Origin of the sequence: Halomonas sp. HL-93 (genome assembly GCF_900086985.1) — a bacterium.
Lineage (GTDB): Bacteria > Pseudomonadota > Gammaproteobacteria > Pseudomonadales > Halomonadaceae > Vreelandella.
The window spans coordinates 536,967-548,429 of sequence record NZ_LT593974.1 but is presented as its reverse complement, the minus strand read 5'-3'; the positions used below and the strand labels follow the sequence as shown (position 1 = coordinate 548,429).

General features: G+C 58.4%; 9 protein-coding genes. 2 read left to right on the top strand and 7 right to left on the bottom strand.

Features of this window, described 5'->3' with window-relative positions; translation table 11 throughout:
- Positions 1 to 8: 8 nt before the first annotated feature.
- The 7 genes from hpaI to speB all read right to left on the bottom strand — a co-directional run bounded on the left by hpaI (position 9) and on the right by speB (position 8,551).
- Complete coding sequence (gene hpaI, locus GA0071314_RS02435) at positions 9 to 776, bottom strand: 4-hydroxy-2-oxoheptanedioate aldolase (protein ID WP_074395150.1); 768 nt, start codon at positions 774 to 776, stop codon at positions 9 to 11.
- 104 nt (positions 777 to 880) lie between these two features.
- Entirely contained in the window at positions 881 to 2,359 is a 1,479-nt protein-coding gene (locus GA0071314_RS02430) for an aldehyde dehydrogenase family protein (protein WP_074395149.1), read from the bottom strand.
- A gap of 13 nt (positions 2,360 to 2,372) precedes the next feature.
- Complete coding sequence (locus tag GA0071314_RS02425; RefSeq protein ID WP_096300227.1) at positions 2,373 to 3,107, bottom strand: MBL fold metallo-hydrolase; 735 nt, start codon at positions 3,105 to 3,107, stop codon at positions 2,373 to 2,375.
- Positions 3,104 to 4,414 (bottom strand): purine-cytosine permease family protein, encoded by a 1,311-nt coding sequence (locus GA0071314_RS02420; protein ID WP_074395148.1) that lies wholly within the window; start codon positions 4,412 to 4,414, stop codon positions 3,104 to 3,106. Before GA0071314_RS02420 ends, GA0071314_RS02425 begins: the two co-directional genes overlap by 4 nt.
- Positions 4,404 to 6,062 carry a 5-guanidino-2-oxopentanoate decarboxylase gene (locus GA0071314_RS02415; RefSeq protein ID WP_074395147.1) on the bottom strand — a complete coding sequence of 553 codons (1,659 nt, stop codon included), beginning with the start codon at positions 6,060 to 6,062 and terminating at the stop codon, positions 4,404 to 4,406. Before GA0071314_RS02415 ends, GA0071314_RS02420 begins: the two co-directional genes overlap by 11 nt.
- 10 nt (positions 6,063 to 6,072) lie before the next feature.
- Positions 6,073 to 7,455, bottom strand: coding sequence for a YjiH family protein (locus tag GA0071314_RS02410; RefSeq protein WP_074395146.1), 1,383 nt, complete (start codon positions 7,453 to 7,455; stop codon positions 6,073 to 6,075).
- A 145-nt stretch (positions 7,456 to 7,600) separates the two neighbouring features.
- Positions 7,601 to 8,551: an agmatinase gene (speB, locus tag GA0071314_RS02405; protein WP_074395145.1), complete on the bottom strand. Its 951-nt coding sequence runs from the start codon at positions 8,549 to 8,551 to the stop codon at positions 7,601 to 7,603.
- Positions 8,552 to 8,771: 220 nt separating this feature from the next.
- Here speB and GA0071314_RS02400 point away from each other — a divergent pair, with 220 nt between their 5' ends.
- Together GA0071314_RS02400 and GA0071314_RS02395 are read left to right on the top strand one after the other, a co-directional pair.
- A complete protein-coding gene (locus GA0071314_RS02400; protein ID WP_074395144.1) occupies positions 8,772 to 10,190 on the top strand; it encodes a sigma-54 interaction domain-containing protein in 1,419 nt (472 codons plus the stop codon).
- A 112-nt stretch (positions 10,191 to 10,302) separates the two neighbouring features.
- Positions 10,303 to 11,454 (top strand): ABC transporter ATP-binding protein, encoded by a 1,152-nt coding sequence (locus tag GA0071314_RS02395; RefSeq protein WP_082934182.1) that lies wholly within the window; start codon positions 10,303 to 10,305, stop codon positions 11,452 to 11,454.
- Positions 11,455 to 11,463: the final 9 nt, after the last annotated feature.

Here is an 11,463-nt window from a genome sequence, read left to right as displayed (position 1 = left end):
AGATGCCATTAGCGCTTGAAACGCTCTGCCAGCCCACGCAGAGCGTTTGCATAAAGCAGCGTATCAATCCCCACGCCAACGAAGGTGCAGCCCGCCGCGAGATAGCTGCGGGCGGCCTGCTCATCTACCGTGACGATACCCGCGGCCTTGCCCGCGGCGCGTATCTGGGTGATGGCATCGCTGATCGCCGCTGTCACCTCGGGATGGTCAGCGTTACCGAGATGCCCCATTGAGGCCGACAAATCCGCCGGGCCAATAAATACTCCATCGACGCCTTCTACGGCGGCAATGGCCGCTAAGTTATCCAGCGCCTGGGGGCTCTCCACCTGCAGCATTAGGCAGACTTCCTCATCGGCGCGGGTGAGATAGTCTTCCACCTGCCCCCAGCGCGAGGCGCGTGCCAGCACATGGCCCACACCGCGACTGCCCCGGGGTGGGTAGCGCGTGGCCGCGACTAGCTCGGCGGCTTGGTCGGCTGTTTCCACCATGGGGATCAGCAGGTTCTGCACGCCAATATCCAGGTAGCGCTTGATCAGCACGGCATCGCCGGTGGGCGGGCGAACCACCGGATGACTTGTATAAGGTGCCAGCGCCTGGAGTTGGGCAAGCAGGCTCGACACATCATTGGGGGCATGTTCAGCGTCAAGCAGCAGCCAATCGAAGCCTGCCGTGGCGGCGATCTCGGCCGAATAGGCACTCGCCAGCCCGATCCAAATCCCCGTTTGGGGTTGGCCCGCCAGTAGCTGTCGCTTAAAAGCGTTGTGCGGCATTTTCATACGGGCTCCCTTGCATGCTGGCTCTGTTGACAATACCTGGGACATCGCATCCAGCTAAGCGCCAAACACCCCGCGATGCAAGGATAAAGACCCATGATGTCGGGTTAACCTTCTGCAGGCCCAATCACATGCTTCACTTCGAGATAAGCGCTTAGCCCCCAGGGGCCAAGTTCGCGGCCGATCCCGCTGCGCTTGAAACCGCCCCAACCGGTTTCGGGTAGCACCAGCTGTTCGCTGTTGTACCAAATGCTACCGGCTTTAAGCTGACGCCCAATGCGCTTCGCCCGCTCTGGGTCCCCGCTGATGACAGTAGCCGCTAGGCCAAAGACGCTGTCGTTGGCAAGCTGAATGGCTTCGGCTTCGCTGGCGACGCTGCGCGCGCAAAGTACCGGGCCGAAAATTTCTTCTTTCCATAACCGACTTTCTACCGGCACATCGCGGTAAAGCGTGGGCGCCAGGAAGTAGCCTTTTTCTGGCAAGGCGCGGTGTTTTACATCGCGCACTGCCGCAAGGCCTTCCTGTTCGGCAATATCCAAATAGCGCTGCACGGCGTCGCGCTGTTTGGCACTGGTCATTGGGCCAAGATCAGTGCCTTCGGCGAGAGGGTCACCCAGGGTTAGCGCGTCCATACGCTCGGCAAGGGCGTCGTAAAGCGCCTCGGCTACGTTTTCATGGACCAGCAGGCGTGAGGTGGCCGAGCAGATTTGTCCGGCATTGAAGTAGATACCCGCCATCACCCAGTCAGCGGCTTGGGCGGGGTCGGCATCCTCCATCACCAGAATTGGTGATTTACCGCCTAGCTCCAGGGATACGCTGGCAGAGCGTGCGGCAGCGGCCTGCATCACCGTTTCGCCGACCCGATTGCTGCCGGTAAAAGAAATTTTGTCCACGCCTGGATGATTCGTCAGCGGCGCACCTATGCCTTCACCGTCGCCGTTGAGCAGGTTGAGCACGCCTGCTGGCAAGCCGATTTCCAGCGCGATCTCCGCCAGCACACGCTCGGGCAGCGGCGTCACTTCCGACGGCTTGAGTACCGCGGTACAGCCGGCTGCCAGGGCAGGCGCGAGCTTCCAGGCGCTGGTCACCAGAGGGAAGTTCCACGGCGCAATCAGCCCCACGACGCCAACGGGGTCGTGGTAGGTGCGCGCCTCAACTCCTTCCATTTCCACGCTGACCCGCTGGCCCTGGCGATCATCCAGCGCCCTGGCCTGCCCGGCATAGTAGCGGTAGCAGGCAATGGCATCGTCGAGGTCGATGCCCGCTTCCGCCAGCGGCTTGCCGTTATTGGTGGCCGAAAGCGCCATGAGCGCTTCCCGACGGGCTTCCAGCGCATCGGCAAACCCCTCAAGGTAGTTTGCACGAGCAGTTCCACCCAGCACCTGCCAAGCAGGCTGCGCCCTTTGCGCGGCTTGAACGGCAGCGTCTACATCCGCAGCATCTCCGGCGGTGACCTGAGCAATGCGCTCTTCACGATAGGGATTCATCACGTCGAGCAGACGCGTGCCTTTGGAGGCAATCCATTGATTGTTAATAAATTGTTTATCTAACAGCGCTGGATGGTCTGCGCTTGAGGAAGTAGGCACCGGGGTGACTCCTTTAAAGGGCGTGTTGGCGAAGCCAGTCATCGATTAGTTGCTTGAGGTGCTGGCCGCTAAAACTGGGAAAATGGCCGCCGTGTACCGTGCGCACCGGCAACTCGTTAAGCCGTCGCATACTGGCGGCATAGTCGGTGAGGTTGCTGTGCCATAGATCTTCAATCAACGGGCCATCGTAAATTAAATCGCCCGAGATCAAGGTTTGGGTAGCCGCTTCCCACAGGGCGATACCGCCGGGGGAATGCCCCGGCGTATGAATGACTTGCCACTGGCGATTGCCTAAATCAAGTATCTCGCCATCTTCTAACGGGCATACCATCTGCGGCGCGGTAATGCAGTATCGTTCGTGGGAATATGGCTCGGGAGGCAGCGCTTCAAACATATCATCGCTGAGAAACTGCGCTGCCAGCGTACGGTTGTTGTCGGGTGAGCGAAGAATATCGGCTTCGGCGGCATGCACATGGCAACAGCCAAACTCATGGGCAGCGCCGATATGGTCAAAGTGCGTGTGGCTGGCCACCGCTAACAGATCACGCTCGGCAAGCTGCGCCACGTGCTGGCGCAACGGCACCGCGCCCAGGCCAAAGTCCACGACCATGCCCCGCTTGCTGCCCTGGACATGCCAGATATTGCAGCGATAAAACGGCTTGATCCACGGCTCGTCAATCAGCGTAATACCGTCCGCCTGGGTGGCGGTACGGTACCATTGCCGTTCGTTGATACGTGTCAGCCTCATGCCGTTACCCGCTTGCTAATGGCCACTTTACTGACAACGTAATAAAGCGCACCGGTAATCACAAACACCGGTAGCGAGGCGCCGAAGTCCAGCGGTGCCACCCAGTTCCAGTAGTAAGCCAACATGGCCCCGACCGCATAGCTGCCCAGGGCGAACCAGTTAAAGGCGGGAAGGCTCTCGGCGCCATGAATCAACTGAGCCGATGTGTAGCGTTGGCGACCCAACAGGAAGTAGTCCACGATCATCAGTGAAAAGGCAGGAATAAAGACGCTGCCAATAATCAGCAGAAAATTCTGGAACTGATCGAGAATGCCAGGGATCAACGCACCCACCACCGACACGACGCCAATGATCAGCGCAGGCTTCCAGAACGGCACCTTGGGCCGCACGCTCATGAACGAAAGCGTCGCGCTGTAGACACACATCACGTTGGTGGTCAGCACCGAGAAGAAAATCACCAGCGCCGCCGGCAGCCCAAACCCAAAACCGCTCAGCAGCGCAGTGGGATCGTAGGTCTGCTCCATGCCTTCGGCGATGGATAGCGCCGAGACCGTTGCGCCCAGCCCCATGGCAATCAAGGTGGCGGTGACATAGCCGCCCCAGGTACCGACGACCGCTGCCTTCAACGTACGGCAGTGGCGATTATAGTCCGCCGCTAGCGGTATCCAGGAAAAAGCAGTGGCCACGACGATATCGAAAATCACGCCGCCGCCCAGCACGCCTTCCGGTTCCAACTGGGTAATGCTTGGCAGGTCGTAATGACGGTTGAGTGCGAACAGCACCACCGCCGATAGCCCCACCATCAACAGCGCCGCGATTTTCTCGACCTTCTCGATACCCAGGTGGCCACGTAGGGCAATCAGCACCACCAGTGACTCACAGATGACGGTAAAGAGTGCCACATTGGAGTACCCCGTCAGGCTTTCCACCGCGTAGTCCAGGCTCATGCCGGCGAGCAGCGCCTGGATCCAGCTCCAGGCAATCAGCGCCAGCAGGTTCACCCAGGCGGGAAAAAAAGCGCCTTTTCTACCGAAGGTACCGCGCGCGAGCACCATGGTGGTCATACCGGTCCGCTGGCCCATGACCCCGATCAACACCAGTGGGATAATACCAATCGCCGAGCCTACCGCGATCAGCAGCATGGCATGCTGGAAGGTGAGATCTGGCACCAGAAACATGCCGGTTAGAATCGTGGTAACAACGACGTTAGCGCCCAACCACAGCGCGAAGGTTCCGGGCAGTCCGAGGCTATGCTCGACGTTGTCTGCCGACAGCGTATCCTGGCCTACAATTCGATCAGTCTTCATGGGTGTCTCCCAAGTTTATTAGATTTCTCTGCCAGGCAACGGCGTCAATTTCGATCATCAGAGGTCCGGTAGGTGCGCGATTGGCTAGTGCCTTGGCAAGCTCTTTGGGGCTTTCCACCAGAACGCCGGGGCAACCAAACCCTTCGGCCAGAGTGAGAAAGTTAGGCGCTTGAATATCCACGCCCAAGCGCGCCACGCCGTTAGCGTCCATATAGCGGCGAATCTCCTCAAAACCGGCGTTGTGCCACAGCACAATGACCACCGCTAAGCGTTCTTCTACCGCCGTGGCAAGCTCGGAGAGGGTAAACATCACCCCGCCATCGCCGACGAGAGCCACCACCGGCAGGTCCGCCCGGGCCAGCTGCGCGCCCAACGCGGCTGGCAGGCCGTAGCCTAAGGTGCCGTAGCCAGTTGAGGCGTTGAAGTAGCGCCTGGGCGCTGGCTGACTGACCAGATGGTTGCCGGCATATACCGGTGCTGTGGAGTCGCCGACCAGAATGGCGTCGGGAAGATACTCGGCAAGCGTTGTATACAGCGGCACAAAGTCGCTAAACGCCGGATCATGTTCCAAGTTCAACGCGCTCAAGGCCGCGGCGGTTCGCTCAACGCCATTACGCTGTAGTTGATCCGGGAAGTAAGCCAGTAGCAGCTCAAGGCTCCGCCCCGCATCGCCCACCAGTCCAAGCGTTGTATGCTGGTTGCGTACTAACTGTTCAGGGTCTAGATCCATGCGAATCAGCGTGCCGTTGAGCTGAAAACCACCGTCAAACACCACGTCGTAGTCGGTTTCACCCAGTTCAGTGCCTACCGCCAAAATCACATCGGCGTTGGCCGCCAACTCACGCACGGGTGGCAGCGCGGCGTTAGCGCCTAAATCCAGCGGGTGGTCGCGGCCTAGCAGGCCTTTGGCGTTGATGGTCGTTACCGTGGGGGCATCAAGTTTGTTGACCAATGCCTGTGCCGCCTCCGGCGCCGGTACACAGCCACCGCCCAGCAGCACCAAGGGCTGCTTCGCTGCTTTTATTAAGCGTGCAGCCTCGGCAAGCCCTTCTGGGTCGGGGGCGGCTCGATAAAGCGTAGGTGCCTGCCAACTCACAGGCACACTCACCGGCGCATTGAACAAATCGATGGGGATTTCAATATGCACCGGCCCTGGACGCGCGCCGTTAAACACGGCAAAAGCGCGGGCCAGCACGTCAGGCAGGGTGCTGGCATCCAGCAGCGTGTGGCTGAACCGCGCCACGCCGCTGATCATCTGCTGCTGGCTGGGCAGCTCGTGCAGCCGCCCTTGGCCCATGCCCAGGGTATCGCGACGGTTTACGCTTGAGATCACCAGCATGGGGATCGAGTCCGCCAGGGCCTGGCCCATGGCGGTGGCGATATTGGTCATTCCCGGCCCGGTGATAATCAGGCACACCCCCGGCTGGCCGCTGGCCCGGGCATAGCCATCGGCCATAAACCCCGCGCCCTGCTCATGGCGCGGGGTGACATGCTGTACATCGCTGCTTTCAAGCCCTCGGTAAAGCTCCACCGTATGCACACCGGGAATGCCGAACAATGTCCTCACGCCGTAGGTATCGCGCAGCAGACGGATCAGTAGCTCGGCGCAGGTCAGGGTCGTTGCCGTTCTCTCATTGGCATCGCTCATTACAGCCCCCTTAGAAGAAAAACGTGTGGGCCATAAAGGCAATAATCGGCAGCGTGATAGCGGTACGCAGCAGGAAGATCGCCACCAACTCCCAGAGCTTGATGGGGATTTTCGACTTGAGCAGCAGCGCACCGATTTCCGACATGTAGATCAACTGGGTGAGCGACAGGCAGGCAATCACAAAGCGGGTCAGTTCGCTTTCGATGTTGGTCGCCAGCACCGCGGGCAGGAACATATCGGCAAAGCCCACCAGCGTCGCGGGCGCGGCAGCTTCCGCTTCAGGAATCCGCAGCAGCTCGAGCACCGGCACCATGGGGTAGGAAAGCCAGGTAAACAGCGGGGTAAATTCCGCTAGAATCAGCGCCACCGTGCCGATCGCAAACACCAGAGGCAACAGCGCAAGGAAGATATCCATTACGTTAAGCAGCGCTAATCGCGCTAACTTCTGAGGCCCTGGGGCACCAGCGGCGCGGCGGGTTGCCTGCAATAGGCTATAACGAAACAGGCCGATTTTTGCGGTACGTTTTTCGCTTAGCTGACAGCCCACCGGCTCGTAGTAGTCATTGGCTTTACGAGACAATGGCGGCAAACGAGGCACAATTACCGCCGCGATTAATCCCGCAACCACTACTGTGAAGTAAAACTGCACAAACAGGTGGTTGATATCCACAAAGCTGGTCACAAGCAGCGCAAAGGCAATCGATACCACAGAGAAATTGGTGGCAATCACCGCCGCTTCACGACCGTTATAATAGCCCTGCTCATACTGCTGCGTAGTGATCAGCACGCCGACGGTACCCGACCCCATCCATGAGGCGGTGGCATCGATGGCGCTGCGCCCCGGCAAATTAAAAATAATCCGGAACGGCTTGCGCACCAGGCTGCCGATAAACTCCATAAAGCCGAATTCCACCAGAAAAGGCAGCAGCAGCGCGGCAAAGAAGAAGAAGGTGAGTAGAACCGGCGCCAGGTCGTTGAGCATCACCCCACCGGTAAACGACGCAGTGACAAACTCAGGCCCAAACTGGAAATAAGTCATCAGAGCAAATATCGCACCTAGTATGCGCATCGCAAGCCATACCGACCCGACGTGAAACATCTCCTGCAGTACGCCGACTTTCGCCCAACTGGGATCGACCAGCTTGACGTAAAGCGTCGCCACCACCGATAGGCAGAGCACAATTACTGCAATCGCAGGCAATGCCGAGCCCAGTAATGTTTGCAAGCCATCGGCCATTAGGCCCATGCCGATATTAATGGTGTCACCCACTTGGAACGGCACCAGAAACAACAGCACCCCGATCAAGGAAGGAATTAAGAATTTAAGCAGATGGCGCCGTTGGATCGGCTCATCGGCGCTTGGCTCGTCTAGCTGCATATGCGAGGAGGACATAAAATTCACCTGTATTGAAGGTTTATTGGAGGTGAGTTGGCGGCGTTGGTCGCGGCGACAAGCGCCGCTGCTTTAGCTTGTCTATTTATCGACTGCGCCTTGTTAAGCCGACGCTTTTCTATCGCAATTTCCTGACGTCATCGGTTTAATCGCTACGCTTTACACTTGGCAGCACGCAGAGCATTTCATACAGCAACGTGGCCCCCATTAGTGCGGTGTTACCGCTGGTGTCATAAGGAGGAGAGACTTCCACCAGATCGCCGCCGACAATATTTAAGCCCGCAGCGCCACGCACGATTTCCAGCCCCTGGGCAGAGGTCAGCCCGCCCATTTCCACCGTTCCGGTGCCGGGGGCCACCGACGGATCCAACCCGTCAATGTCGAAGCTGATATACACCGGGATGTTGCCCATCTGCTCGCGCACCTCTTTCATCAGCGGCGCCAGCGAGCGGTACCAGCAATCCTCCGCCGGGACCACGCGAAAACCCTGGTCGCGGCACCAGTCAAAATCCTCAGCGGCGTAGCCGGTGCCGCGCAGGCCAATTTGCACCACCTTGCCATGGGCTAATAACCCCTCTTCCTGGGCGCGGCGAAACGGCGTGCCGTGGGCAATTGGTTCGCCGAACATGTGCTCGTTCACATCGGCGTGGGCATCGATGTGGATCAGCCCTACTGGGCCATGCTTTTTGGCAATGGAACGCAATACAGGCAGTGTCAGTGTGTGTTCGCCACCGAGCGTAAGTGGAATGCAGTTGTGCTTGAGCACGTCATCGTAAAACGCGGTGATGATGTCGACGCTTTTTGGCAGGTGAAAGGTATTGATAGGCACGTCACCGATGTCGGCCACTTGCAGGCTCTCAAAGGGAGCCGCGCGGGTCGCCATGTTATAAGGACGAAGCATGCGTGACTCATCACGGATCTGGCGCGGCCCGAGACGTGTGCCGGGGCGGTTCGAGGTACCAATGTCCATCGGAATGCCAATAAACGCCGCGTCGAGTCCCTTGGCAGTCTCCTGCGTGGGCAGGCGCATCATAGAGGTGGGCCCCGCAAAGCGGGGCATTGTGTTGCCACCCAGCGGCTGGTTGAAGTCCGACATGCATCTCTCCTCGATCTTCTTGGAAATTATTGAATCGCAATGCGATCGCTTTTAAAGCGCTATTTAACTGTTAATAAATAGTGCACAGAGCGTGCCAAGTCGCCGAAACCGCTAAATAGGCGCTACCGCCAGCTATTTGATGCAAAAATGCATTGAAACAATCCGCCTGCCGATTCAATAATGAATCATCGATTCAAAAACGCATCATAGGAGCCAGCCGGTGAGCGACATCGACAGTTGCGTGCTGCAAACGATTGTGGAGACGGCCAACGACCACTTCTTCATTGTTAGTGGCAAGGGTCGCGTGCTGGATATTAGCCCCGGGGCAGAAGCGGTTTACGGTGTCTCCCGAGAAGAGCTGCTTTCCAGCACGGTTCAGCAACTGCAGCAAGCAGGGATATTAAAGCCGTCGATCACCCTGGAAGTGATGCGCACGCGAAGGCCGGCGCAGCTTATGCAGGTTACCGGGACGGGGCGCCGGGTAATTGCTGAAGCCTATCCAGTGTTTGTGGACGGCAAACTTGAGCGCATTATTAGCCGCTCGCGGGACCTAACCGACTTGCAGTTACTACAAGACGAATATGCTCTGCTGCAAAAACGCTTCAGCGAACACTTAAAACGCAGCCACGCCGCGCCCGACGCCGAAGAACAGGCATTAGATGACGCACTGGATAATCTCCAGGTCAGAAGTAATGTCATGCGCGAAATTGCCCTGCTGCTTAAGCGGGTTGCCCCTTCCGATGCCAACGTGCTGATGCTTGGCGAGTCCGGCGTGGGTAAGACCGCCTTTGCCAAGCAGTTACACCGCTGGAGTGGCCGACGCGATGGCCCGTTTATCGAGGTCAACTGTTCAGCCATCCCCGAAAACCTTTTCGAATCCGAGATGTTCGGCTATCAGCCTGGCGCTTTCAGTGGGGCCGCAAGGCAAGGTAAAGCGGGCCTATTAGAACAGGCCGAAGGCGGCACATTATTTTTGGATGAGATCGGCGAGCTGCCGCTGTTGATGCAAACCAAGCTACTCAAAGTAATTCAGGACGGCAGCCTGACCCGTTTAGGCGATACGCGCCCGCGCCGGGTTGATTTTCGTTTGGTAGTGGCCACCAATCAGGACTTAGGCAAACAGGTCGAAGCCGGGCACTTTAGGCTGGATCTTTACTACCGCCTTAACGTAATTCCCGTCACTCTACCGCCACTGCGCGACCGCCGAGAGGATATCCCTGACCTTGTCGATGCCTGTTTGAACCGGCTGAACCAGCGCTACGGCCGACAAAAAATTCTGGGCAATCAAGTATGGTCGACGCTGATGGGAAGCGAGTGGCCGGGCAATGTGCGCGAGCTGGAAAACTGGTTGGAAAGAGTCTGGCTTTCAAGTCCTAGCGATCAAATCGAAGCTCCCGGCGCTCACCCCTATACCGAGCAATCGTCGATGAATGTGCAAAGCGCCTCGCCTACTGCCGACGCAGCACCCATCGAGCCCCACGAAACCCTCAAGCAATATCTCGCGCGGCTGGAGCGGGAAACGCTCACACAGCTCAGCGCGACGTTACCCAGCACCTATGCCATCGCCGAGCGGCTGGGCATCAGCCAATCCAGCGTCGTTCGACGCCTGCAGCGCTACGGTATTAAAGTCACTCGGTAAATATTTCGCTTGACACAGCTAACGTAACAACCCATCCATATAAGTGTCATGCAAGTGCAACACCTTCAACACAAGCTGTACCAATAACAATCAACAGCCGGTGATGTGTGTTATGAACCAATCGCGTATCCGCCTGGAACGCGTCACTAAACGTTGGGATGCGACCGCCGCTGTCGATAATATTTCTTTCGACGTGACGCCAGGGCAGTTCGTCATTCTGCTGGGGCCGTCGGGCTGCGGTAAATCAACCACATTGCGTATGATCGCGGGCTTAGAAGAAGCCAGCGACGGGCATATTTATATTGGTGAGCGCGACGTAACCCGCTTACCGCCCGGCGATCGCGGGCTGAGCATGGTGTTTCAGTCCTATGCCCTATTTCCGCACTTGAACGTGGCCGACAACATCGTATTTGGCCTACGCAGCCGCAAGGTCCCCAAGGCAGAACAGCGCGAGCGGTTGGCCAAAGTCGCTGAATTAGTCGACCTAACCGACTACCTGCACCGCAAACCGGCTCAACTGTCTGGTGGCCAGCGCCAGCGCGTTGCCCTCGCGCGCTCCGTCATTTCCGAACACCCGATTTGCCTGATGGATGAGCCGCTTTCCAATCTGGACGCTCGCCTACGCAGCGATATGCGCCGGGAAATAAAAGCACTACAGAGCCGCCTGAATATGACGGTGGTCTACGTCACACACGACCAGGTGGAAGCCATGAGTATGGGTGACCGTGTGATTCTGATGCAGCACGGTCACATTGTGCAGGACGGTACGCCCGACGAGCTTTACAACCGCCCCGCCAGCGCCTTCGCCGCAAGCTTTATCGGCAGCCCGGCCATGAACCTGCTACCGCTGGTGGCAGGTGACAACGGCGCCGTTATTGAGGGTGAACCGACCACGCCCGTAGCGCCCCTGGCAGCCGTCGGCGGGCAACTGGGAGTTCGTCCGGAAGATATCGAACTACGTCACTCAGCCGCCCACGGTGTCACTGCAAGGGTGTTGAACGATGAATATTTGGGCGCCGACACCATCGCCCACTTAGCGGTAGGCGAACACACCTTGAGGATTCGGCTGAGCGGTCGCCACGCGATCACCGGCCAGACATGCCGGATTGGCTGGCCCGCCCACGCCGCTCACCTGTTCGGTGACGATGGGCTGCGCCGTGATGACCTTTCGCCTTATCACCTGATGCCCACCGCTGAAACGACGGCCACCAGTGCCTCGCCCTTCAGCTCATTTCAAGACGCTGTACTCCACCCCCCTCGTTGAGGAGTTACC

Coding starts and splice junctions, on each gene's coding strand:
- hpaI (WP_074395150.1), bottom strand. CDS start 776: ATGAAAATGCCGCACAACGCTTTTAAGCGACAGCTACTGGCGGGCCAA.
- GA0071314_RS02425 (WP_096300227.1), bottom strand. CDS start 3,107: ATGAGGCTGACACGTATCAACGAACGGCAATGGTACCGTACCGCCACC.
- GA0071314_RS02420 (WP_074395148.1), bottom strand. CDS start 4,414: ATGAAGACTGATCGAATTGTAGGCCAGGATACGCTGTCGGCAGACAAC.
- GA0071314_RS02415 (WP_074395147.1), bottom strand. CDS start 6,062: ATGAGCGATGCCAATGAGAGAACGGCAACGACCCTGACCTGCGCCGAG.
- GA0071314_RS02410 (WP_074395146.1), bottom strand. CDS start 7,455: ATGTCCTCCTCGCATATGCAGCTAGACGAGCCAAGCGCCGATGAGCCG.
- speB (WP_074395145.1), bottom strand. CDS start 8,551: ATGTCGGACTTCAACCAGCCGCTGGGTGGCAACACAATGCCCCGCTTT.
- GA0071314_RS02395 (WP_082934182.1), top strand. CDS start 10,303: ATGAACCAATCGCGTATCCGCCTGGAACGCGTCACTAAACGTTGGGAT.